Raw genomic sequence first — 21275 nt, 5'->3', positions numbered from 1 at the left:
GGTTTTGAGAAAGCAACGTTCCTGGAAAGAGTGTCCGCTTTGCGCCCCTAGCGGACGTAAAAACATCACGGACCGTTCCGCTTAACCACCCTTCAACTCATTGCCGCTCAACCGCACGACATGTAGCAGGTTGGTCGATCCCGGCGTTCCGAACGGCACGCCGGCGCAGACGATCAACCGCGATCCCGCTTCGCCCAGCTTGTGGCGCAGGGCCATGCGTTTGGCCTTGGCGATCATCTCTTCAAAATCGCTGACATCGCGGGTGACGACGGCATGGGCACCCCATAACAGGCCGACGCGGCGCGCGGTCTGGCGATTGGGGGTGAGGACCAGCAGGGGTACCGAAGGCCGTTCTCTTGCCATGCGCCGCGCGGTGGAACCGGATGTCGTGAAACAGACGATGGCCGATGTTTCGATGGTCCGCGCGATATTATAGCTCGCCGCAGCCAGCGCATCAGCGGTTGTTTCATCCGGCACGGTTTCGGTGAAATGCACGCGCTCCGCATAAGAGGGGTCATTTTCGACCTGTGCCGCAATCCGGTCCATCATGGTTGCCGATTCAATCGGCCAGTCGCCGACCGCTGACTCTGCCGACAGCATGATGGCATCGGCGCCGTCATAGATGGCGGTGGCGACGTCAGAGACTTCGGCCCGTGTCGGCGTTGGCGACTTGATCATCGATTCCAGCATCTGGGTCGCAACAACGACTGGTCGGCCCAGCTTGCGGGCAGAGGCGACAATCTGTTTCTGCAATGGCGGGACCTGTTCTGGCAGCAATTCGACGCCCAGATCCCCGCGCGCGACCATCACCGCATCAGAAAGCTCCAGTATTTCATCCAGCCGGTCGATTGCCGCGGGTTTCTCAATTTTTGCCAGCAGGGCCGCCTTACCGCCAATCAGTCGACGGGCTTCGGCCACGTCCTCGGGGCGCTGGACAAAGCTCAGCGCGATCCAGTCGACATTCTGTTCCAGCGCGAAGGTCAGGTCCTTGCGGTCCTTGTCGGTGAGGGAGCTGACCGGCAGCACCACCTCCGGGACATTCACGCCCTTGCGATCCGAAATTGGTCCGCCGACAACCACCTTGGTCTCGACGCTCTTCCCATCGGCTTTGGTAACCTCCAGCCGGATCTTGCCGTCATCCAGCAGCAGCGTATGGCCAGGCTCCAGCGTCTCGATAATTTCGCGGTGCGGCAGGTTGACCCGCTTGGCATCGCCCTTTTTCTTTTGCAGATCGAGGGTGAATTTCGCTCCCGTTTTCAGTTCGACAGGCGCCTTGGCAAAGGTTCCGATGCGCAATTTGGGCCCCTGCAAATCAGCCAGGATCGTAATCGGCCGCCCTGCTTTCTTTTCCAGCGCGCGGATTGAATCGACATTTTTGGCATGGGCCTTGTGTTCGCCGTGGCTCATATTCATGCGAAATGCATCGACACCGGCCTTGTACATTTTTTCGATCATGGCCGGACTGCCGCTGGCCGGACCAAGGGTGGCAAGCACCTTTACTTTGCGGTCGCGGGAGAACATATGCGCTGCCATCGAAAATTCCTGTTTTGGTGCTTTAAATTCACGCCTGTTAGCCCCAAATCATGACAGGATAAAAACAAAAAGCAACGGAAGCATTTCACATGACAGAACAAATTTCTGATGCAGCGGCTGCGGCGGCCTTTCGCCGCCTGGTCAAGCATTTGCAGCACCGCCATGATGCGGAAAATATTGACCTTATGGGGCTTGCCGGTTTCTGCCGCAATTGTCTGGCCGACTGGGTCATGGAGGCGACCAATGACGCAGGTGGCAACATGACCAAGGAAGAGGCCCGTATGGCCATTCACGGCATGCCGTCATCCGAATGGAAGAGAAAGTTCCAGACAGAAGCGACGCCAGAAAAGCTGCAGCGGATGAAGGAAAGCGTAGCCAAGAATGAGAGCGTCGACTAAAGCGGCTACACGAATCCAAAAACATATTTTCTGGAGAATTTGAGAATGAGCGAAGGCAATGTTGCCGCAGATCAGCTGCGTCTGTTTATTGAACGTATCGAGCGGCTGGAAGAAGAGAAAAAGGGCATTGCCGACGATATTCGTGATGTCTATTCCGAGGCGAAATCACAGGGCTATGATGCGAAAATCATGCGCCAGATCGTCCGCCTGCGCAAAATGGAGACCCATGACCGTCAGGAAATGGAAGCCATACTCGACACCTATAAGTCGGCGCTTGGTCTCGCCTGAACGATCCGCTAACATCCCGGCTTTCACATCGGGAGAGCAAGCATGATTGTCACGACAACACCCAGCATTGAAGGAAAAGCGATCCGCGATTATCGCGGCATCGTTATTGGCGAGGTGATTGTCGGCGCGAACCTGTTTCGCGACCTGTTCGCCAGCATCACCGACATTGTCGGCGGCCGTTCAGGCAAATATGAAAATGTGCTGAAACGCGCGCGGGATGAAGCATTGATGGAAATGCAGGCCGAAGCGGCGAAGCTAGGCGGAAATGCGGTGGTCGGTGTGGATCTCGACTATGAAGTCGTTGGCGACAAGGGATCAATGCTGATGGTATCCGCGTCGGGAACTGCAGTCGTCACAGACTAGAGAATGTCCGGCCGCGTCAGCAGGACATAAACCAGTCCGCTGGTCGCGATCAGGTTATAAGCCATGTGCATCGCCATATTGGACCACCAGCCATAACGGATTCTGGCATAGCCCCAGATCAGGCCGCCCACTGTCTGTGGCAGGACAAAGGGTAGCAGCGCAGCCGGATTGTCACCGGCATAGTTGAACACGTGCACGGAACCAAAGAGCAGAGCCTGGCTCCAGAAGACCAGTGGGAAAATCCGAATATACCATCCCGGCACCGGCCGTTTCCAGAATATGATCACACCAATCAACACGGCAGCGGCAATCACGGCCAACAAAACCGCGGTGCCCATGGAAGCGGGACCGGGCCACCCCAATTGCTCATAACTATATGTCAGTCCCATCCACAGAAGCAGCCCGGAGACGGGGATAAGCAGCCGCGGCGAACCACTGAGCCACGAGCGGAACATCAGCTCTTCAACAATTGGTCCGGCGATAACAACGATCAGCAAAAGCTGCCAGATCGGGCGCTGGAACAGGCCTGCCATGCTGTTCGACATTGAGACATCAAAGGCCAGCATGACCGGAAATAGCAGGATCGCGAGTGCCGCGACGATCATGCAGTTGACCGCGAAAAGCCAGATGAGATCAGCTGGTTTTCCGGTCCTTTGCAATTCGTTATCCGCCAGTTTGGGCGTACGCAGAAAGGTCAGCAGATCGCGTGTGGTCGCTGTCAGTCGGCCGGTGGCCCATCCAATGGTTGAGTTGGGTTCGAACATGCGGCAAAGAGCCTCAATAACAATAATTCAGGTACGGACGAATCATATGGCAGGCCATAGTAAATTTGCAAATATCAAGCATCGCAAGGGCGCGCAGGACAAGAAGCGCTCGGCGATGTTCTCGAAACTCAGCCGCGAGATTACCGTGGCGGCGAAATCGGGGATGCCGGATCCGGACATGAACCCCCGCCTGCGCCTGGCTGTGAATAACGCCAAGGGCCAGTCCATGCCCAAGGACAATATCCAGCGCGCGATCGATAAGGCCTCGGCTAGCGAAGGCGATGACTATAAGGAAGTCCGCTATGAAGGTTTTGGCCCCGGCGGCGTTTCGCTGATTGTTGAAGCGCTGACGGACAATACCAATCGCACGGTGACCAATGTGCGCACCATCTTTTCCCGCAATGGCGGCAATATGGGCGAGAGCGGCTCGGTCGCTCACGGTTTTGAACGGGTCGGTTACATCGCCTATCCCGCGAGCGCTGGTGATGAGGACACGGTGATGGAAGCGGTGATGGAAGCCGGCGGTGATGACATCCAGTCTTCCGAAGATGGCCATGAAATCTGGACCGCGATGGAAGATCTGCACGAGGTTGCTGGTGCACTGGAAAAATCTCTTGGTGAAGCGGAAAGCGTGAAGCTGGCTTGGAAGCCTTCGGTAGAAGTGGAAGTCGACGCGGCCCAGGCGGAGACGTTGCTGAACCTGATCGACGCGCTGGAAGAAGACGATGATGTCCAGGCGGTGCACGGCAATTACAGCGTTTCCGATGAAATCATGGAACAACTGAACGCCGGGTGATCATGAAGCCATGATTATCTTGGGCCTCGACCCCGGACTTGGCACCACGGGCTGGGGCGTGATTAGCGCCGAAGGTAACCGGCTGTCTCATATTGCCAATGGGCAGATAAAGACCGATCCGAAAATGCAGCTGGCGAGCCGTTTGCTGAAGCTCGATCTGGAACTTGCCGACCTGCTGCTCGAATATAAACCGGATGCGGCGGCGGTCGAGGAAGTGTTTGTCAACTCCAATCCGCAAAGCACGTTGAAGCTGGGACAGGCGCGCGGCGTTGTATTGTTGGGTGCGTCGCGCTCGGGGCTTGAGGTTGGCGAATATGCAGCGCGGGCGGTCAAGAAATCGGTCGTCGGCGTGGGCAAGGCGGATAAGGATCAGGTGCAGGCCATGCTCAAAATCCTGCTGCCCGGCGTGAAGCTGGCTGGCCATGATGCTGCTGACGCTTTGGCCGTGGCGATTACGCACGCGCATCATCGAAAGCGTTGAGAGCAAAAAGAACAAAACAAAAACTCGACAGATTCGCCAGTCGCGCTAAAACACTATCATGATTGCAAAACTCACCGGCATTATCGACGAAATCGGCACGGACAATATTGTGCTGGATGTGAACGGCGTCGGCTATCTGGTCTTTGCCTCGTCGCGGACCATTACCGCCATTGGCGGGGTTGGCGATGGCGCGACCATCTATACCGAGATGCAGGTCAGCGAGACCGACATGCGCCTGATGGGTTTTGCCAGCGGGTCTGAGCGCGACTGGTTCCGTTTGCTGATCTCCGTCCAGGGCGTCGGCGGCAAGGTGGCGCTGGCGATCCTCTCTGCACTCGAACCCGGCGAGATCAGCCGTGCCGTGGCGACCGGCGACAAGGCGATGGTCGCGCGGGCCAATGGCGTGGGGCCGAAACTGGCGCTGCGCATCGTCAACGAGCTGAAAGACAAGGTCGGCGCGATTGCGACCGACCCGGTTGCAGGCAGCGGCGGCGCGATCCACGCGCCCTCGAACAACAGCGCCGATGCGGTGAGCGCGCTACAAAATCTGGGTTTCAAGCCGGCGGAAGCAAGCGCAGCGGTGGCGGCAGCCGATGCCGAGGCGGGCGAGGGCGTGACACTGGATGCGCTGGTGCGGCTGGCGCTGAAGAAGGCGGCGAAGTGATGGAAGGTATTGGTTTTAGCGAAATAGCTGCCGCATTGATAGGAGCTATCGCCGCTGGAGGGTTTCAAACAGTTTCAGCAATACTCGACAGGCGGAAGAAATCTGAAGCTGTTTTGACCGCAATTGCAAGTGAAGTTGATTCAATCTGCAGACTCATTCAACATCAACGATATCTCGAGGCAGTGGGAGAAATTGCAGCAGGCGTCGAAAAAGGAATGTGGAATGGTGAGTCATACGTAATCGATATCCGATCAAACTACTTTGCTGTCTTTGAGAGTTTGGCGGACGAGTTGGGGCACTTAAAACCCCACCAAACCCAGAAAATTGTCAACTTCTACGCATATTGCAAATCTGCAATAGATAGTACTCGTCCAGACGGATCACATGCTTTGGAACCGAAAACTGAAGAAGCTGCAATGAACATGGTTTCTGTTGCCGCGTTACTTCAAGCCATATTGAATTTGGGGAATGAAATCATACAGATGCCAAAGCTCGACATCTCAGCAGGTTCTCCAGCTTTGGAAAGTCAATGACCGAAGACCGCCTCTCCGACCCCGAACGCAAAGTCGAAGATATCGACGCCGCGCTGCGCCCCAAATCGCTTGATGAATTTATCGGGCAGGAAGCGGCGCGGTCCAATTTGCGTGTGTTTATCGAGGCTGCGAAAAGCCGGAGCGAGGCGCTGGACCACACGCTGTTTTTTGGCCCGCCGGGGCTTGGCAAAACCACGCTGGCGCAGATTATCGCGCGCGAACTCGGCGTCGGTTTTCGCGCCACCAGCGGCCCGGTCATTGCCAAATCGGGTGATCTCGCCGCGCTGCTGACCAATCTCGAAGAAGGCGATGTCCTGTTCATCGACGAGATTCACCGGCTCAATCCGGTGGTCGAGGAAGTGCTCTATCCGGCGATGGAAGACCGCGCGCTTGACCTGATCATTGGCGAAGGGCCATCTGCGCGCAGCGTGCGGATTGACCTGCCGCAATTCACCCTGATCGGGGCCACCACCCGCCAAGGCCTGCTAACCACGCCGCTGCGCGACCGGTTTGGTATTCCGGTGCGGTTGAATTTTTACACCACCGAGGAACTGGAAAAAGTCGTCCACCGCGCGGCGAAACTGCTAGGCCTCGATATCGCGCCCGATGGTGCCACCGAGGTCGCCCGCCGCGCCCGCGGAACGCCGCGTATCGCCGGACGTCTGCTCCGCCGCGTGCGGGATTTCGCCAATGTGGCAGGAGCCGCAAAGGTGGATCAGAAAACCGCCGACGCCTCACTCACCCGGCTGGAGGTCGACAGCATCGGCCTTGATGCCATGGATCGCCGCTATCTCCATATGATCGCCGATATTTACAAGGGCGGCCCGGTCGGTGTGGAAACGCTCGCGGCTGGCCTCAGCGAACCGCGCGATACGATCGAGGAAGTGATCGAGCCCTATCTCATTCAACTTGGCCTGGTGGCGCGAACGGCAAGAGGCCGCGCGCTCAATGATCGTGGGTGGCAGCATCTCGGTCTGAAACCGCCGGCTGGTAAGGAAGTGGACGGGCAGTTATTTGATTAGCATCATGTTTGGGGGGCATCATGATCTCACGCCGGAACTTTTCGAAACGTGCAGGGGCCTTGGGTGCGCTGACTGCATTTCCCAGCATTGCTGCTTGCAACGCTTCTGCTGAAATGGCGGGTTCCGCTTTCTGGATGCCGGAAGAGGCTGATCCGCACGAGCGCACTTTCATGCAATGGCCGGTCAGCCGCGCGGTGCATTCTGATCTGGTCTTTCTGGATATGCTGCAACAATCCATTGCTGATGTCGCCAACGCCATTGCCGAATTTGAACCTGTCGTGATGTTGATGGACAAGCGGTTTGAGTTAAAGGCGCGCCGCAAGTTGTCAGACGGTGTCGAAATCTGGAACATTGCCACAGATGACCTGTGGTGCCGCGATTCCGGGCCCTGTTTCGTGCGTGATGATGCCGGGAAATTGGCGGTGCGGCATTTCAACTTTAACGGTTGGGGCAACAAGCAGGTTCATGACAATGATGGCAAGATTGCCGCGACTGTCGCGGAGCGATTGGGACTGGAGTTGCTCGACAACAGTCTGGTCGGCGAACCGGGCGGACTGGAATCTGACGGTGCAGGAACCGTGATCGCGCATGAATCGAGCTGGGTGATCGCCAATCGCAACAAAGGCAGCAAGGCGGATATCGAAAAAATGATCCTGGAAGCCGTCGGCGCAGACAAGATGATCTGGGCGCCCGGCCTGAAGGACAAGGATATAACCGATTATCATATTGATGCGCTGGCGCGGTTTACAGAGCCCGGCACGATTTTAATCCAGCTTCCCGGCGAGGAAGAGTATCCCGGTGATCCGTTCACCAACGCGGCGCATGAAACCTATGAGATTTTGCGCAACGCCAGCGATGCAAACGGGAAACCGTTTGACCTGGAAATATTGCTGGAACCCTATGATATCAGGGTGAAGGCGGAAGATTTTGTGGCATCTTATGTCAATTATTATGTCTGTAACGGCGCGGTGATCGCGGCACAATTTGGCGATGCGGAGGCCGATGCCAAGGCACAGGAAACACTCGCCCGCCTCTATCCGGGGCGGGAGATCGTGATGCTGAACGTCGATCCGATTGGCGAATGTGGTGGCGGCATTCACTGCGCAACGCAGCAGCAGCCCAAAATTTAGACCGCTCCGATCTGCTCCGCACTCGCCCAGGTCGCATGCGTCCCGCTGCTGATCCGGTGGGGCAGGATGATTGTGCAGACCGGGCCGGCCGATATGTCCTTGGCATCGACGATGATGCACTCGCTGCGATCCTGCGCCATGTCGGTGATGAAGCTGATCAGATAGCCGTCATCCTCTGAACTTGCATTTTTGCGCGGGATGAACGGGGCTTCCGACCCGAAACGATCATCGCCAAAATAGTAACGCTCCGCCGTGCCGGTTTCCAGGTCGTGCTTGACCACACCGTTGAACAGGAACCAGCCGGGGTGACCGGTAACGCTATAGACATAGCGATAAGGCCCGCCGGCCACTTGCTGATTAAACATGCCGAACTCCACCGGATAGTCATCGAACAGCGTTTCTTCACGCGTCTCGCCGGTTTTCAGATTGAACCGCCAGCGGTGCAGTTCTGGTTGAAAACTGTGGAGATCGATGCTCGCGCCCATGCTTTCATAGCCGGACGGGAAATCGGTCAGCGGCTTGGGCACCGGCTGATTCTGGAAATAGCCGTCTAGCACCAGCTCGTCGCCCTCTTCAAAGGCATTGGCCCAGTGTAGCACATAGGTTGGCTTGGCCTCAAACCACATGATATCTTCCGGTTGTCCCATGCGCGGTATCACCCCGAACCGTGTCGGCTCGTCGGGATGGTAAGACGGGACATAGAGATTCTGTTCGATCAGCTCCGGTTTCCAATAGAGCGGGCAGTCGTTGAAGATCGCATAGTTTTCGGAAAATGCCATGTCATGCGGCAGGCGTGCGCCGGGTAATTCGACCGGAATGAAATGCTTGAGCTGATCATCCGGACCGACGACGCCATAGTGGAGATAGGGCGCCTTGGTGCTGTAATTAAAGAACAATAACTCGCCGGTTTTCTCATCCACTTTGGGATGGGCCGAAATACCGTCTTCGGGCACCCAGTCGGCGGTGCCCAGTGTTTCCAGGGTTTCCGGATCGAGCTGATAGCCTTCACCGCATTGGTAAAAGGTGGAGAGGATTTTCCCGGCATGGACAACAACATCGGTCGAGCTGCTATCCTTGACGCTGCCATGCGCACCCCAGCCAGGCCGTTTGGAATCGCTGGGCCTTCCCATGATCCCGACCCATAGAGGTTCACCCGCCTCCTGCTCGGCCTCAAATCCCTTGGTACGGACAAAGCGGTTGCGATAGCTGGCCTTGCCGTCCCTGATGCGAAGGGCATGGATCATGCCGTCACCGTCAAAGGGATGATAGCGACCGATGCTGTCATGCACCGGGTTTTCGGTATTGCGGATGTAAACGCCGTCTATATCCGGCGGGATCGCCCCGATAACTTCAAGCTGATCGGTGTCCAGTTCTTCAGATACCGGTGTCCAGGCGCCATTGCGATAGGGGTGGTCATTCGCTCCCAATGTGGTTTTGATCTGGTTTACCGGTATGTTCATCAGTCCCTCAGCAGTTCATTAATCCCGGTTTTTGATCGCGTTTGCGCATCAACGGTTTTGACGATCACGGCGCAATAAAGCGATGGGCCGGGGACGCCATCAATATTGGCCTTGGGCGGTGTCGCGCCCGGTACAACAACAGCATAAGGCGGTACTTCACCGATGTGAACCTTGCCGGTCACCCGGTCGATTATCTTGGTAGATGCGCCGAGATAAACGCCCATGGAGAGTACCGCGCCTTCGCCTACGCGCACGCCTTCGGCGACTTCGCTACGCGCGCCGATAAACGCGCCGTCTTCAATAATCACGGGGCCAGCCTGCAGCGGTTCGAGCACGCCACCAATGCCGGCGCCGCCCGAAATATGGACATTCTTGCCGATCTGCGCGCAGCTGCCGACGGTGGCCCAGGTGTCGATCATCGTGCCTTCATCGACAAAGGCCCCGATATTGACGAAGCTCGGCATCAGCACGGTGTTGCGACCGATATGAGATCCATGACGGACAACCGCGCCGGGCACGGCACGGAAACCGGCTTCGCGAAAACGGTTCTCGCCCCAATCGGCAAATTTGCTTGGCACCTTGTCCCAATAGTTTGCGCCGCCGGGTCCTTCGATGACCTGATTGTCGTTCAGGCGAAAAGATAGCAGCACCGCTTTCTTCAACCACTGGTTGACGACCCATGCATCGCCTTGTTTTTCCGCGACACGGGCGCTGCCATTATCAAGGCTGGCGAGCGCGGCATTGACCGCATCGCGTTCCGGCCCCTGACTGGTGATGCTCAGCGAGTCGCGTTTTTCCCAGGCGGCTTCGATGGCGTTTTGCAATTCGGTGGTCATGGTGATGTTTCTTCCCTGTTCAATGAGAGGCCAGTTACCCAGCTTTCCAAGTCGGTAATTTCATGATCGATATAGTCCGGAGCATGATCGCGTGCGCCCCATTCCGAACCGGTATTGACCCAGATGGTGGTCATGCCCAAATCTTTGGCCGGACGCAAATTACGCGCCATATCTTCGACAAATAAAGACCGTGTCGGATCAATGCCGGTGGTGTTGATCAGGCTGTGATAGGCGGCTTTTTCCGGCTTCGGAACCAGATCAGTGGCGAGCACATCGTGAATCTGGTCAAACAGTCCGCCAAGACCGCGATTGTCCAGCACCCGCTCGGCATAGGGCCGGTCGCCATTAGTAAAGACCAGCTTCTCGCCGGGCAAAGCCGCAATCGCGCTGTGCAAGTCTGGTGCATGAGACAGGCGGCTCATATCAATATCATGGACATAGTTCAGAAAATCCTGCGGATCGGTGCCGTGATGATGCATCAACCCCGCCAGTGTCGTGCCATGGTCGTGAAAATAGGCTTTCTGAATTTTCTGCGCTTCGGCGATATCGCAACCTAGCATTTCGGCGACATACTGCCCCATTTTTATGTCGATTAGCGAGAATAAATCGCATTCTGCCGGATAAAGGACGTTATCCAGATCGAAAATCCAGTGGTCGATATGCGAAAATTCCGGTGGCATGGCCACAGCGCCTAATCACTCCGCCGCACGTCCGCAAGCGCTGATCGATGTTAAGCTGTCGGTAACGCAGATTGCCTATAGCTTTTTGGTTAATCGGGAAGACGGGGTAATATGAAAAAGCATCTGGCGGGTCGGGCGACTTATTTTGTAGCAGTGGTAACACCACTGATCCTCTTGTCAGCTTGTGGTGGTGGAGGCGGCAGCGACGCCAGGCCATCGCCAACACCGGCACCTCCTACGACGGCGCCGACCCCTGCGCCAACACCAACACCTACTCCCACTCCGACGCCAACACCGACCCCTACGCCAACGCCCCCAGCGACCAATTTCAACACTGCCGAATTTCGCCGATCCGATGGTCCAACCCAACATGGGGCGATATCCGCGTACAATGCCGGCGCGACGGGCGATGGCATTGTATTGGGTGTGATCGATAGCGGCGTAAATGCGAACAGTGCCGAATTTACCGGACGCATCCATCCTGATAGCGGCGATTTTGCTGGCACGCGCGGTATTGGTGATGAAGGCGGTCATGGTTCAGCGGTGACGTCCGTTGCCGCTGGCAGCAAGAATGACAGCGGAACGCACGGCATCGCATTTGATACGGATATACTGGTCCTGCGCACAGACAGTCCCGGCAGCTGTGCGATGGATGATCCCGATGATCCGGATGATGACGGTTGCAGTCATAACAGCGGCGCGATCGCATCGGCGATCAACCAGGCACGGGTTAGTGGTGCACGGGTGGTCAATATTTCCCTGGGCGGGCCGGATATCTCAAACAGCGTGCGCAATGCGGTTGCCAATGCTGCTGCCGCTGGGGTGGTCGTCGTCGTTTCTGCTGGAAATGACGGCACAGCCACACCCGATGGCTTTGCGGCGGGCATCGCCGATAGTGGCAACGGGCATGTGATCATAGCAGGCTCTGTCGGAGCCAGCGAGAATATCTCGACATTCAGCAACCGCGCGGGAAGCCAGGCCGCCAACTATCTGGCGGCGCTCGGTGAGCGGGTGCGGGCCGATGACAATCAGGACACGGCTTTCCTGTGGAGCGGTACATCTTTCTCCGCGCCGCAGATTTCCGGAGCCGTGGCGCTGCTGGCGCAGGCTTTCCCCAATCTGACCGGTGCGCAGATCGTCGATCTTTTGTTCACCAGTGCGCGTGATGCCGGTGATGCGGGAACTGACGCGGTCTATGGCAACGGCGTGCTCGACATTGCCGCCGCCTTTCAACCGCAGGGACAAAGCTCTCTGGCCGGCAGTCGCCAAGAAGTCGATCTTACCGCGGCCGGCGGCCAAACCTCTGCCGCAATGGGGGATGCCGCGCTGCAGGGGCAGAATGTCGGCGCGATCATATTGGATGGCTTTGACCGGGCCTTTGCGCTAAACCTTGCGCATGACCTGAAGGTGGCTGTGCCGGAATATAAACTGACCGGCGCGCTGAGCGGGGACCGCCGCAATATGGTGGCATCAAGCGCGGGCATGCAGATAGCGGTAAATATCGGGCGTAATCCGGTTGGGTTGATCGGGCGCGATAATCTGACGCTGTCGGACAGTAACGCACGCAAGGCGCGGATGCTGGCGGCATCGGTGATGACACAGGTTTCGCCAGAGATGAAGGTGGCCTTCGGATTCCGGAAAAACGCCAGCGGGCTGGTTGCACAGATGCAGGGCACCAGCCAGCCGGCTTTTCTGGTCGCACCAACACCAACAGGTGAGCGCGGCTTTGCTGGACAAGTCAAAAGCGCTCTGGCGATGCGGCATGAGATTGCTGGCTTTGGTTTGACTGCGAGCGCGGAGAGCGGCGTCGCCCGGGTGGATGCGGATGAAAACCGGCTGGATGACCTGATCGGACTGGACCGCCAGCGCTACCGGTTTAGCGGGCTGGGCCTGGCGATTGATCGCCGGATTGGTGCCGCATCGCTCAGCATTGCCGCCAATTGGCTCAGTGAAGGTGACACGATTTTGGGCTCGCGTTTTGTCGACACTATAGGTGCGCGCGGCGCGCAAAGCTGGTTTGTCGATGGGCGTGCCGGATATGATATCGGCAATGGCTGGCGCGCCGGGGCAAGTTGGCGGCAAGGCTGGACGCAAGTGGATAGCGCTAGTCTGGTCACCAGCGGAACGCTCAAGACCTCCAGCTTTGCGGCTGATCTCAGCAAGACCGGCCTGTTCAGCACTTCCGACCAGATCGCGTTCCGCTTTGCCCAGCCGCTGCGCGTTTCATCGGGCGGGTTGAACCTCAACCTTCCGGTTGGTTACAGCTATGAAACCCTGCAAACCGAATTTGGTCAGCGGACGCTGAATCTGGCTCCGCAAGGCCGCGAACTGGTCAGCGAGCTTGTCTATGCGACACCGCTTTGGGGCGGGTATCTCAACACCAACCTGTTCTGGCGGCAAGAGCCGGGGCATTTCGAAGCTCTTAATGATGACTTTGGCGCGGCGGTGCGGTTTCAGTTGAAGTTTTAGATTAAGCCCGTGCGCCGGTTTCCTCTATACTGGTGCTGTTATGCCGCAGCGCTTTGAGCACCGTGTCGACAATACCATCGGCGTCGAGGCCGGCTTCTGCATATTGCACGTCCGGTTTATTCTGTTCCTGAAATGCATCCGGCAAGCGCATGGTGCGGATTTTGAGGCCCGCGTCGGTCAGACCTGTGTCGGAAGCCAATGTCAGGACATGCGCACCGAGCCCGCCAACGGAGGCCTCTTCGACGGTTACGGCCACCTCATGGGTAGTCAACAATTTGCGGATTAATTCTTCATCCAGCGGTTTGGCAAAGCGCAGGTCCGCCACCGTAGTGCTGAGCCCTTTGGCATCGAGACGGTCGGCGGCTTTCAGCGCTTCGCCAAGACGCGCGCCGAGTGACAGGATGGCAACCTTGCTGCCCTCGCGTACGATACGGCCCTTGCCAATTTCCAGCTTTTCCAGCTTTTCCGGTATCTCCACGCCCGTGCCATTACCGCGAGGATAGCGGAAGGCAATCGGACCTTCGTCATATTCTACGGCGGTGTAGGTCATGTGGGCCAGTTCAGCTTCATCCGATGCCGCCATTACCACCATATTAGGCAAGGTCGCGAGATAGGTAATGTCAAAACTACCCGCATGGGTGCTGCCATCCGCGCCGACTAGGCCCGCGCGGTCAATCGCAAAGCGCACTGGCAGGTTCTGGATCGCGACATCATGCACAACCTGATCATAAGCGCGCTGCAGGAAGGTTGAATAGATTGCTGCAAAAGGTCGCATCCCTTGTGCGGCCAAACCAGCCGCGAAGGTCACGCCATGCTGTTCGGCAATGCCAACATCAAAGGCGCGATCCGGATGGGCCTTGGCAAATTTGTCGACGCCGGTGCCGGATGGCATGGCGGCTGTGATCGCGCAAATGCGCGGATCATTGTCAGCCAGCTTTGCCAGCGTCTCGCCAAAAACATTCTGATAGGCTGGTGGTCCACCGCCCGGCCCCTTGTCCTGCTTGCCGGATACCACATCAAATTTGGCAACACCGTGATATTTGTCCGCTGCCGCTTCAGCAGGGCCATAGCCTTTACCCTTTTGGGTGACGCAATGGATCAGGACCGGCCCCTCGGCATTGTCGCGGACATTTTCCAGCACGGGGATTAACTGATCCATATTATGACCATCAATCGGGCCGACATAATAGAAGCCCAATTCTTCAAATAACGTACCGCCCATCGCCATACCGCGTGCATATTCTTCGGCTTTTTCCGTTGCACCATGCAGGCGGCGGGACAGTTTTGCGGTAAGCTTGCTCGCAAATTTGCGGATGCCGAGATACTCGCTGGAGGAGACTAGCCGAGCAAGATAGCCGGAAAGGCCCCCCACTGGAGGTGCAATCGACATGTCATTATCGTTCAGGATCACAACCAGACGGTTGCCGGCTGCCTGCGCGTTATTCATCGCTTCGTAGGCCATGCCCGCGCTCATCGCGCCGTCGCCGATGACCGCAATGCCGCGACCCGGTTTGCCCGCCATCTTGTTGGCAACCGCAAAGCCCAGCGCGGCGCTGATCGAGGTAGAGCTATGCGCTGCGCCGAAGGGATCATATTCGCTTTCGGTGCGCTTGGTGAAGCCCGATAGCCCGCCGCCCTGACGCAGCGTGCGGATACGGTCGCGGCGGCCGGTAATAATTTTATGTGGATAGCACTGATGGCCGACGTCCCAGATCAGGCGATCTTCGGGCGTGTTGAACACATAGTGGATAGCAGCGGTCAGCTCGACCACGCCCAGTCCGGCGCCCAGATGGCCGCCAGTGACGGAAACTGTGTCGATAACTTCGGCGCGCAGCTCATCAGCAAATTGCCTGAGTTGCTCCGGTTTCAATTTTCTCAGATCCGCTGGAAACGATACTGTATCCAGAAGCGGTGTTTTTGGATCTGGCATATTTACTCCCTGTTTCGACCCAGTTTTAACGAACTTGGCCGATAATGTCGAACTTTCAGCAGAAAGCCCCTGAATATTTGCTGACGATGGATTGTAGACGACTCTATTCTTGGTCGTCAAAAATTGCCTTTAGCTGCATTTCTGGCAGATGCCACGCACTTCGATCACCGGCCGGATCGAACTGAAACCCTGTTCCTGCGCCACGCCGCGCACTTTTGCCGACAGGACGTCATCATCAATATGGGTTGCCTCTCCGCAGGTGTCGCAGACCAGGAACATACAGTCATGCTCACAGCCGGGATGGCTGTTGGCGAGATAGGCATTGGCGCTTTCCACACGCATGGCGAGGTTCTTGGCAACGAAGAGATCGAGAATCCGGTACACGCTGTTGGGCGCAACGCGTTTTCCGCGTGCGGCCGATACCAGCTCGGCTATGTCATAGGCCGAGGCAGGACGTGAAAAACCGGCTAGTGCTTCGAAAATCGCTGCGCGTGTGTCGGTCCATTTTTCGCCGGCAGCCTCAAGATTATGGCGCGCGGCATCAGCGAGAGACTCGCCGTGATGCTCATGATGATCATGTTTTCCCATGGCTGTGATTTAGGGATTTTTGGGTGCGGGGGCAAGGGGAGGTGTTTGTTGGATTCTTTATTTAACCTCAAGCGCCGGGCGGGCACGGATGAGCCCGCCCGGCGCTTGAGGTTAAATAAACTAATGCGTTGCGCGGTAGTTCAGATCATGGCCAAGCGCGAGTATTCCCACACCAACCATGGTAAAAAGAATTTCTCCGCCGCCATGGTCACCCTGATGGCCGATGGTGATGGCGCCTGCCATGATGCCGAGGCCCAGGCCGCCAATCGCGGCTGGCATGATATAGCCATGATCGATCACGCCGCGGCCGAGGGTGAACAGGCCGAGGGCAATGGCGACGCCAATGCCGATTTCATGGACGATCGGGTCGAGCAATGCGCCTGCTGCCGATGACAGCAAAGCAACAAATACCATCGTGGATATGCAATGGACCAGGCACAGACCAGAAACGAGCACCGCGATACGGTCCCATAATCCATCCTTGCCCAAAAGGCCGTCTTTGTTCCAAAGGTTCGACGTCGTAAACACGACTCAGCAATCCATTACGTTGTTTGTTTATTCAGATATAGGCTGGGAAGTGTTAAGATACAACATATCATTCCACATTATGTGACAGTTTTTGGAGTGCAATACTTGCCATGCAGTCGTTTTGGCATCACATAGCCGATCATGAGCAGTATTGCCCAGTCTCAGGCGCCTCTAAACGGCGCGTCGCAAAGTCGGCCGATAGCTATTGCCAATTGGCTGTTGTCGGTCGCTTTTCTTGTTTTTGTCATGGTGATTGTCGGCGGTATTACGCGGCTGACCGAATCCGGTCTTTCGATTACCGAATGGAAACCGATCATGGGCGCGATCCCGCCGCTCAATGAAGCGGACTGGCAGTCGGAATTTGAAAAATACAAGCAGATTCCGGAATATATTGAAATTACCGGGCCCGCGGGCATGACGCTGGCAGATTTCAAATTCATCTATTTCTGGGAATGGGTGCACCGGTTGCTCGGTCGGGTGATCGGCTTGGCCTTTGCGCTGCCATTCCTCTATTTCGCGGTGAAGCGCGCCATTCCATCCGGCTATGGCTGGCGCTTGACCGGCCTCCTGTTTCTCGGCGGCCTACAGGGTTTTATCGGCTGGTGGATGGTAAGCTCGGGACTTTCAGAATTGACCGATGTCAGCCATTTCCGGCTTGCGACGCATTTGTTGATGGCCCTGTTCATTCTGGCCTGTCTGGTCTGGACGGCGCTTGATCTGAAGCGGTTGGATGGCGGCGCTGCAAAGCCCTCGCGGATGACCGGCTTCGGTCTGGCCGTCGCATTTGTCCTGTTCCTGCAATTGCTTTTCGGCGCCTATGTGGCCGGCCTCAACGCAGGCTATGTCTCCAACACATGGCCGCTGATGAATGACCATTTTGTGCCCGAAGGCATTGATTTCACCTTCGGTGCATGGGCGGCGATAAATAATGACCCCTATCTCACACACTTCATTCACCGCTGGTGGGCGTGGATCACGGTCGGCTTTCTGATCGTGCTAGCGCGCAAGGTTCGTGGACAATCGCGCATGGCATCCGTCGCCATTCACAGTGCGTTCGGCACCCAGATATTGCTCGGTATCGCGACTGTGATGACCGGGATGGATATAACACTGGCGGTGCTGCATCAGGCCGTTGGCGCGCTGGTCGTTGCCTCGACCGCTTGGGGAATACATATATTGGGTCGTGATAATCCTGCTATAGTGAAGGCATGACCGACAAACCGGCCCTGATCTACACGACGTTCGGATCAAGCACAGAAGCCCATCAGGTTGCGCGGACATTGCTGGACGAGCAGCTAGTCGCCTGCGCCAATCATCTGGCGCCAGCTGTTTCGCAATATGTCTGGGAAGGAGAGCTTTGCGAGGAACGAGAATATCCGATCTTGCTCAAAACCATGGAATCAGCGGCTAAAGCAGCAATGGCACGGGTAAAAGCTTTACACAGTTACGACACGCCAGCGATACTATGCTGGTCGGCCGATGACAGTGACGCCGCCTATGCAAAATGGCTTTCCGGACAGATTACGAAATAAGGTACGGTATTATTATACCCGTCAGCAAAGCCGCAGTTTCGCTTGACTTGACGGTAAAACATCGTCATTAGCGCCCCACTTGGCCGGGCTTTGCGCTCGGCTTTTATCATTTTGATTCGTCGCTCTCCTGAAAAGAGGGCTCCAAAGGAGTAAATCCCATGAAGGGTATCACCAAACAGACGCAGTCGGTCAAACCCGCAGACGTCGAAAAGAAATGGCATATTATTGATGCCGAAAATCTGGTTGTTGGCCGTGTTGCCACGATCATCGCCAACATCCTGCGCGGCAAGCACAAGCCAAGCTACACCCCGCATGTGGATTGCGGCGATCACGTCATCGTGATCAACGCTGGTAAAGTGAAGTTCACTGGCAACAAGACCAAGAACAAAATCTATTACAAGCACACCGGCTATCCCGGCGGCTTGCAAGAGCGCACAGCGGAAAAAGTCCTTGAAGGTCAATTCCCTGAGCGTGTTTTGGAAAAAGCGGTTGAACGCATGATTCCAAAAGGCCCACTTGGCTTTGCGCAGATGCGTAACCTGCACCTCTTCAATGGCACCGAGCATCCTTATGCTGGCCAAGACCCACAGCCGCTCGACGTGGCTTCCATGAACCGCAAGAACAAGGTGAGCGCATAATGTCTGATGTAAAAACCGATCTCGCTGATCTTAAAGAAATTGCTGGCGACGCCGTAACCGACGCGCCTGCTGCTGAAGGCGGCGCAACCGATACAGCTGAGCCGCCCGTATCAACCATGCCACTGCGCGAGCAGGAGCTGGATCAATATGGCCGCGCCTATGCAACTGGTCGGCGTAAAGATGCGGTCGCCCGCGTCTGGCTGAAGCCCGGCAAGGGCAAGATCACGGTCAACGGCCGCGATCAGGAAACCTATTTCGCACGGCCAACCCTGCGTCTGGTTCTCAACCAGGTTTTCGCGATTACCGATCGTGAAGGCCAATATGATGTTGACGTTACGGTTAAAGGTGGCGGTCTTTCCGGTCAGGCGGGTGCCGTGAAACATGGTATTTCGCAGGCCCTGACCAAATATGAACCAGCTCTGCGCTCCACGGTCAAAGCGGCAGGCTTCCTGACCCGCGACAGCCGTAAGGTTGAGCGTAAGAAATACGGTAAGGCGAAAGCGCGTAAGAGCTTCCAGTTCTCAAAACGCTAAACCGGGATACCATATCCAAGTTTCGAGAAAGGCGGCCTGCGGGCCGCCTTTTTTTGCCTTCTCTACGTTTGCTGCCTGGATGCATTGGGCATGTTGTGATCGGGGCCCACAGGTACAAAAGAAAACAGGCCGGATCGCTCCGACCTGTTCCCCTGTTATTCTGTGAATGTGACGACACTCACTGAATCATCCGTTTCCCAAGTAGATGGCGGGTCACCATGGTTGATGGGAAACTTGTTTGTCGTTCCGAACAATGATCGTCAGTTTGGGGGTTGGGGGGACGCGTCATCGTTCTGATTGCATGGATACAGCCAAGCTATGGTTGCCAATTGGAAAAAATGGACATGCAAGTCATTGCAAAAATGACGTTTTTATCCCATTTGGCGATTAAGTTGATGAAAAAACTATGAATATTTTATGGGAGTTGGCTTTATAAAAAAGTGTCATCCCTTTGATATTATACAGGAAAAATTTCACTGCTATATGCGATTGGCCTTCAGAACCTTAGACTAGCCCGAGTTTCGACAGTTCGCCAAGCATCTCGGCGGGCATTTCTTCGGCCCCTTCTGCGCCTTCGCCCAAATCAGGCGGTGCATCCTTTTCTTCCAGATAACGCCAGCCCTGATGCGCACGGCGCGGTATGGTCTGGACCGCAATCAGCTTGGGTTCGAGCCGGATCCATTGGCGGCCTTCGCCATTTTCCATGAAACCTATAATTGGACTGCGCCCGACGATCTTCTTCTGGTGAATCCAATAGAGCGATCCACCGATCATTTCAGCATGACGCTTGGGCAAGTAGCGCGTTGTCAGCCGGGCCTCACCCTGTTCCGCGTGTGATTCCAGCCACGCCCGTAAAGTCGCGGGACTCTCGCTGCGAAACGCGATTTTGGTCATGTTGAGCGGCATGGCGCTTATGTGTGGGCCGCGGCCGGATTAGTCAAGCGGCCTTAGGATTTGGAATGCTTCCTGTAGCCTTGAAAGCTCTATTCATCGCATCGTTCATATTTTTGTTGCAAATGATTATCAATATCATACAGTCGGAATCGAGCCTGAAAGAGGAGAAGCGCACATGGGATTATGGTCGGGAAGGTCGGAGCCGGAAAAATCGAGAGCCGGAAAATCAGAGCTAAGCAATCTGAGGGCCGGCAGTCTCGCAAAACTGATAACGCCTTTACCTGACTTGATGTCACTCGCTGCATCAGAGGCAAGGATCATCATGTCATTGCGTGTCGCGGTCATGAGCCAGAAATGCTATCGTGACTCGCGTCCCTATTTACAGGATCGTCTTGGCGGGGAGCTTGCGGCAAACCGTTTTCTCATCCTGGTTGAAGCCATTGGCGAGGCTTGGCCCGAAAGCGTGAAAATCGCTCGCGCCTGCTGTCCGCATACGATGCCGGACGAGATGTTGCTGCTGAACATGCTATGCTGTGTCAGGCAAGAGTGTCGGCCCGGTTTCGACGCGCTGATCTGTGAGATGATTGCGCCATGCGGACGCGATCGCATTTATACCGATATGCGTAATTTTGCTTCGGTCTATAAGCCTTGGCTGGTCGAAAACCGCTCCGGATGATGGCCGATAACTATGGCTTTTATCGGTTGAAGCGTTCAAACATCATAACTTCGCTATCCTTGTAGCGGCTGATCTCCGTCTCCCGATATCCCAGCTTGTCTGCCAGTTTTATCGACGGACCATTGTCTGGGCTGATGATACACACTGTTTTCTCCGGCGAGAATTCATCGTCCAACCATTTTTGTGCGGCGGACATGGCTTCAAAAGCATATCCTTTGCCCTGATCAGCGGTTGAGAACATCCAGGCAGCCTCGTGAAAAGGATCAAAGTCCGCGCCCAGGCCGCGACGGAAATCACTGAAACCGGCATCTCCAATATATCGATTGGTTTCTTTTTCAATGACAGCAAACAGCCCGTAACCGCAAAATTCCCATCGACCGGAATGCGCCAGAAAACGCAGCCATGCCTCGTCATCTTTCGACGGCTCCCGTCCAATATATCGCATAACCTCTGGATCCTGCGACATGGCTTTGTAAGCGTCAAAATCATTGGCGATATGAGGGCGCAGCACCAGCCGCTCCGTTTCAATTTTATGCATG

General features: G+C 56.1%; 25 protein-coding genes. 15 read left to right on the top strand and 10 right to left on the bottom strand.

The annotated features are described in order from the left end of the window. Positions 1 to 81 precede the first annotated feature (81 nt). Positions 82 to 1533 (bottom strand): pyruvate kinase, encoded by a 1452-nt coding sequence (pyk, locus tag DK507_RS01650; protein WP_109354337.1) that lies wholly within the window; start codon positions 1531 to 1533, stop codon positions 82 to 84. 89 nt (positions 1534 to 1622) lie between these two features. Here pyk and DK507_RS01645 point away from each other — a divergent pair, with 89 nt between their 5' ends. The 3 genes from DK507_RS01645 to DK507_RS01635 are packed head-to-tail and all read left to right on the top strand — an operon-like array spanning position 1623 to position 2582. Beyond that, positions 1623 to 1931 carry a DUF1244 domain-containing protein gene (locus DK507_RS01645; protein ID WP_109354336.1) on the top strand — a complete coding sequence of 103 codons (309 nt, stop codon included), beginning with the start codon at positions 1623 to 1625 and terminating at the stop codon, positions 1929 to 1931. A gap of 45 nt (positions 1932 to 1976) precedes the next feature. Then, on the top strand, positions 1977 to 2219 hold the full coding sequence (locus tag DK507_RS01640) for a DUF2312 domain-containing protein (protein ID WP_074203789.1): 243 nt from the start codon (positions 1977 to 1979) through the stop codon (positions 2217 to 2219). Between the two features lie 42 nt (positions 2220 to 2261). After that, positions 2262 to 2582 carry a heavy metal-binding domain-containing protein gene (locus tag DK507_RS01635; protein ID WP_109354335.1) on the top strand — a complete coding sequence of 107 codons (321 nt, stop codon included), beginning with the start codon at positions 2262 to 2264 and terminating at the stop codon, positions 2580 to 2582. Here DK507_RS01635 and DK507_RS01630 read toward each other — a convergent pair. After that, complete coding sequence (locus DK507_RS01630) at positions 2579 to 3346, bottom strand: CPBP family glutamic-type intramembrane protease (RefSeq protein WP_109354334.1); 768 nt, start codon at positions 3344 to 3346, stop codon at positions 2579 to 2581. The genes DK507_RS01635 and DK507_RS01630 overlap by 4 nt on opposite strands. A gap of 46 nt (positions 3347 to 3392) precedes the next feature. Here DK507_RS01630 and DK507_RS01625 point away from each other — a divergent pair, with 46 nt between their 5' ends. From DK507_RS01625 to DK507_RS01600, 6 genes are read left to right on the top strand one after another with little or no spacing between them, the layout of a single operon-like run. Further along, positions 3393 to 4142: a YebC/PmpR family DNA-binding transcriptional regulator gene (locus tag DK507_RS01625; protein WP_109354333.1), complete on the top strand. Its 750-nt coding sequence runs from the start codon at positions 3393 to 3395 to the stop codon at positions 4140 to 4142. A 10-nt stretch (positions 4143 to 4152) separates the two neighbouring features. Further along, positions 4153 to 4623, top strand: a complete 471-nt coding sequence (gene ruvC / locus DK507_RS01620) for a crossover junction endodeoxyribonuclease RuvC (protein WP_109354329.1) — start codon at positions 4153 to 4155, stop codon at positions 4621 to 4623. Positions 4624 to 4681: 58 nt separating this feature from the next. Next, positions 4682 to 5287: a Holliday junction branch migration protein RuvA gene (gene ruvA, locus DK507_RS01615; RefSeq protein ID WP_109354327.1), complete on the top strand. Its 606-nt coding sequence runs from the start codon at positions 4682 to 4684 to the stop codon at positions 5285 to 5287. Next, complete coding sequence (locus tag DK507_RS01610) at positions 5287 to 5820, top strand: hypothetical protein (RefSeq protein WP_109354326.1); 534 nt, start codon at positions 5287 to 5289, stop codon at positions 5818 to 5820. Before ruvA ends, DK507_RS01610 begins: the two co-directional genes overlap by 1 nt. Continuing rightward, on the top strand, positions 5817 to 6842 hold the full coding sequence (ruvB, locus tag DK507_RS01605) for a Holliday junction branch migration DNA helicase RuvB (protein WP_109354325.1): 1026 nt from the start codon (positions 5817 to 5819) through the stop codon (positions 6840 to 6842). Before DK507_RS01610 ends, ruvB begins: the two co-directional genes overlap by 4 nt. A 20-nt stretch (positions 6843 to 6862) precedes the next feature. Beyond that, a complete protein-coding gene (locus DK507_RS01600; RefSeq protein WP_174209007.1) occupies positions 6863 to 7972 on the top strand; it encodes an agmatine deiminase family protein in 1110 nt (369 codons plus the stop codon). Here the strand turns inward: DK507_RS01600 and DK507_RS01595 are convergent. Genes DK507_RS01595 through DK507_RS01585 form a run of 3 tightly spaced genes read right to left on the bottom strand, consistent with a single transcriptional unit; the run spans position 7969 to position 10948 of the window. Beyond that, on the bottom strand, positions 7969 to 9432 hold the full coding sequence (locus DK507_RS01595; RefSeq protein ID WP_109354324.1) for a carotenoid oxygenase family protein: 1464 nt from the start codon (positions 9430 to 9432) through the stop codon (positions 7969 to 7971). The two genes, DK507_RS01600 and DK507_RS01595, sit on opposite strands and share 4 nt — an antisense overlap. Next, the gene (gene dapD / locus DK507_RS01590) at positions 9432 to 10268 is read right to left on the bottom strand and encodes a 2,3,4,5-tetrahydropyridine-2,6-dicarboxylate N-succinyltransferase (protein ID WP_109354322.1); all 837 of its coding nucleotides are present in this window, start codon (positions 10266 to 10268) and stop codon (positions 9432 to 9434) included. The genes DK507_RS01595 and dapD overlap by 1 nt, the downstream gene beginning before the upstream one ends. Next, positions 10265 to 10948: a pyrimidine 5'-nucleotidase gene (locus DK507_RS01585; protein ID WP_109354321.1), complete on the bottom strand. Its 684-nt coding sequence runs from the start codon at positions 10946 to 10948 to the stop codon at positions 10265 to 10267. The genes dapD and DK507_RS01585 overlap by 4 nt, the downstream gene beginning before the upstream one ends. Before the next feature lie 111 nt (positions 10949 to 11059). Between DK507_RS01585 and DK507_RS01580 the strand changes: the two genes are divergently transcribed. Next, positions 11060 to 13417 carry a S8 family peptidase gene (locus DK507_RS01580; RefSeq protein ID WP_109354319.1) on the top strand — a complete coding sequence of 786 codons (2358 nt, stop codon included), beginning with the start codon at positions 11060 to 11062 and terminating at the stop codon, positions 13415 to 13417. A gap of 1 nt (position 13418) precedes the next feature. Here DK507_RS01580 and dxs read toward each other — a convergent pair whose 3' ends face one another. From dxs to DK507_RS01565, 3 genes are all read right to left on the bottom strand, one after another. Then, on the bottom strand, positions 13419 to 15347 hold the full coding sequence (dxs, locus tag DK507_RS01575; protein ID WP_109354314.1) for a 1-deoxy-D-xylulose-5-phosphate synthase: 1929 nt from the start codon (positions 15345 to 15347) through the stop codon (positions 13419 to 13421). A 129-nt stretch (positions 15348 to 15476) separates the two neighbouring features. Further along, positions 15477 to 15935, bottom strand: coding sequence for a Fur family transcriptional regulator (locus DK507_RS01570; protein ID WP_109354311.1), 459 nt, complete (start codon positions 15933 to 15935; stop codon positions 15477 to 15479). 120 nt (positions 15936 to 16055) lie between these two features. After that, the gene (locus DK507_RS01565; protein ID WP_254054224.1) at positions 16056 to 16463 is read right to left on the bottom strand and encodes a MerC domain-containing protein; all 408 of its coding nucleotides are present in this window, start codon (positions 16461 to 16463) and stop codon (positions 16056 to 16058) included. A 141-nt stretch (positions 16464 to 16604) separates the two neighbouring features. Here DK507_RS01565 and DK507_RS01560 point away from each other — a divergent pair, with 141 nt between their 5' ends. The 4 genes from DK507_RS01560 (at position 16605) to rpsI (ending at position 19166) form a co-directional block, all read left to right on the top strand. Next, entirely contained in the window at positions 16605 to 17675 is a 1071-nt protein-coding gene (locus DK507_RS01560) for a COX15/CtaA family protein (RefSeq protein WP_109354310.1), read from the top strand. Beyond that, entirely contained in the window at positions 17672 to 17995 is a 324-nt protein-coding gene (gene cutA / locus DK507_RS01555) for a divalent-cation tolerance protein CutA (RefSeq protein WP_109354309.1), read from the top strand. Before DK507_RS01560 ends, cutA begins: the two co-directional genes overlap by 4 nt. Before the next feature lie 158 nt (positions 17996 to 18153). Next, positions 18154 to 18633, top strand: coding sequence for a 50S ribosomal protein L13 (rplM, locus tag DK507_RS01550; protein WP_109354308.1), 480 nt, complete (start codon positions 18154 to 18156; stop codon positions 18631 to 18633). Beyond that, positions 18633 to 19166 carry a 30S ribosomal protein S9 gene (rpsI, locus tag DK507_RS01545; protein ID WP_109354307.1) on the top strand — a complete coding sequence of 178 codons (534 nt, stop codon included), beginning with the start codon at positions 18633 to 18635 and terminating at the stop codon, positions 19164 to 19166. The genes rplM and rpsI overlap by 1 nt, the downstream gene beginning before the upstream one ends. A gap of 504 nt (positions 19167 to 19670) precedes the next feature. On the opposite strand, the gene DK507_RS01540 is transcribed toward rpsI, so the two are convergent. After that, positions 19671 to 20072 (bottom strand): DUF1489 family protein, encoded by a 402-nt coding sequence (locus DK507_RS01540; RefSeq protein ID WP_109354306.1) that lies wholly within the window; start codon positions 20070 to 20072, stop codon positions 19671 to 19673. A gap of 163 nt (positions 20073 to 20235) precedes the next feature. On the opposite strand from DK507_RS01540, the gene DK507_RS01530 reads away from it, so the two are divergent. After that, the gene (locus DK507_RS01530; protein ID WP_162558839.1) at positions 20236 to 20736 is read left to right on the top strand and encodes a hypothetical protein; all 501 of its coding nucleotides are present in this window, start codon (positions 20236 to 20238) and stop codon (positions 20734 to 20736) included. 19 nt (positions 20737 to 20755) lie between these two features. Here the strand turns inward: DK507_RS01530 and DK507_RS01525 are convergent, their stop codons facing one another. Continuing rightward, the gene (locus DK507_RS01525; protein WP_109354303.1) at positions 20756 to 21274 is read right to left on the bottom strand and encodes a GNAT family N-acetyltransferase; all 519 of its coding nucleotides are present in this window, start codon (positions 21272 to 21274) and stop codon (positions 20756 to 20758) included. Position 21275: the final 1 nt, after the last annotated feature.

The organism is Sphingorhabdus sp. EL138, from assembly GCF_900258045.1.
GTDB lineage: Bacteria > Pseudomonadota > Alphaproteobacteria > Sphingomonadales > Sphingomonadaceae > Parasphingorhabdus.
The sequence above is the reverse complement of the archived record's forward strand: the minus strand, read 5'-3'. Positions and strand labels throughout refer to the sequence as shown.

Bases quoted from the DNA above. Each gene is read 5' to 3' on its own strand.
- pyk (WP_109354337.1), bottom strand. From the start codon at position 1,533: ATGGCAGCGCATATGTTCTCCCGCGACCGCAAAGTAAAGGTGCTTGCC.
- DK507_RS01645 (WP_109354336.1), top strand. From the start codon at position 1,623: ATGACAGAACAAATTTCTGATGCAGCGGCTGCGGCGGCCTTTCGCCGC.
- DK507_RS01640 (WP_074203789.1), top strand. From the start codon at position 1,977: ATGAGCGAAGGCAATGTTGCCGCAGATCAGCTGCGTCTGTTTATTGAA.
- DK507_RS01635 (WP_109354335.1), top strand. From the start codon at position 2,262: ATGATTGTCACGACAACACCCAGCATTGAAGGAAAAGCGATCCGCGAT.
- DK507_RS01630 (WP_109354334.1), bottom strand. From the start codon at position 3,346: ATGTTCGAACCCAACTCAACCATTGGATGGGCCACCGGCCGACTGACA.
- DK507_RS01625 (WP_109354333.1), top strand. From the start codon at position 3,393: ATGGCAGGCCATAGTAAATTTGCAAATATCAAGCATCGCAAGGGCGCG.
- ruvC (WP_109354329.1), top strand. From the start codon at position 4,153: ATGATTATCTTGGGCCTCGACCCCGGACTTGGCACCACGGGCTGGGGC.
- ruvA (WP_109354327.1), top strand. From the start codon at position 4,682: ATGATTGCAAAACTCACCGGCATTATCGACGAAATCGGCACGGACAAT.
- DK507_RS01610 (WP_109354326.1), top strand. From the start codon at position 5,287: ATGGAAGGTATTGGTTTTAGCGAAATAGCTGCCGCATTGATAGGAGCT.
- ruvB (WP_109354325.1), top strand. From the start codon at position 5,817: ATGACCGAAGACCGCCTCTCCGACCCCGAACGCAAAGTCGAAGATATC.
- DK507_RS01600 (WP_174209007.1), top strand. From the start codon at position 6,863: ATGATCTCACGCCGGAACTTTTCGAAACGTGCAGGGGCCTTGGGTGCG.
- DK507_RS01595 (WP_109354324.1), bottom strand. From the start codon at position 9,432: ATGAACATACCGGTAAACCAGATCAAAACCACATTGGGAGCGAATGAC.
- dapD (WP_109354322.1), bottom strand. From the start codon at position 10,268: ATGACCACCGAATTGCAAAACGCCATCGAAGCCGCCTGGGAAAAACGC.
- DK507_RS01585 (WP_109354321.1), bottom strand. From the start codon at position 10,948: ATGCCACCGGAATTTTCGCATATCGACCACTGGATTTTCGATCTGGAT.
- DK507_RS01580 (WP_109354319.1), top strand. From the start codon at position 11,060: ATGAAAAAGCATCTGGCGGGTCGGGCGACTTATTTTGTAGCAGTGGTA.
- dxs (WP_109354314.1), bottom strand. From the start codon at position 15,347: ATGCCAGATCCAAAAACACCGCTTCTGGATACAGTATCGTTTCCAGCG.
- DK507_RS01570 (WP_109354311.1), bottom strand. From the start codon at position 15,935: ATGGGAAAACATGATCATCATGAGCATCACGGCGAGTCTCTCGCTGAT.
- DK507_RS01560 (WP_109354310.1), top strand. From the start codon at position 16,605: ATGAGCAGTATTGCCCAGTCTCAGGCGCCTCTAAACGGCGCGTCGCAA.
- cutA (WP_109354309.1), top strand. From the start codon at position 17,672: ATGACCGACAAACCGGCCCTGATCTACACGACGTTCGGATCAAGCACA.
- rplM (WP_109354308.1), top strand. From the start codon at position 18,154: ATGAAGGGTATCACCAAACAGACGCAGTCGGTCAAACCCGCAGACGTC.
- rpsI (WP_109354307.1), top strand. From the start codon at position 18,633: ATGTCTGATGTAAAAACCGATCTCGCTGATCTTAAAGAAATTGCTGGC.
- DK507_RS01540 (WP_109354306.1), bottom strand. From the start codon at position 20,072: ATGCCGCTCAACATGACCAAAATCGCGTTTCGCAGCGAGAGTCCCGCG.
- DK507_RS01530 (WP_162558839.1), top strand. From the start codon at position 20,236: ATGGGATTATGGTCGGGAAGGTCGGAGCCGGAAAAATCGAGAGCCGGA.
- DK507_RS01525 (WP_109354303.1), bottom strand. From the start codon at position 21,274: ATGCATAAAATTGAAACGGAGCGGCTGGTGCTGCGCCCTCATATCGCC.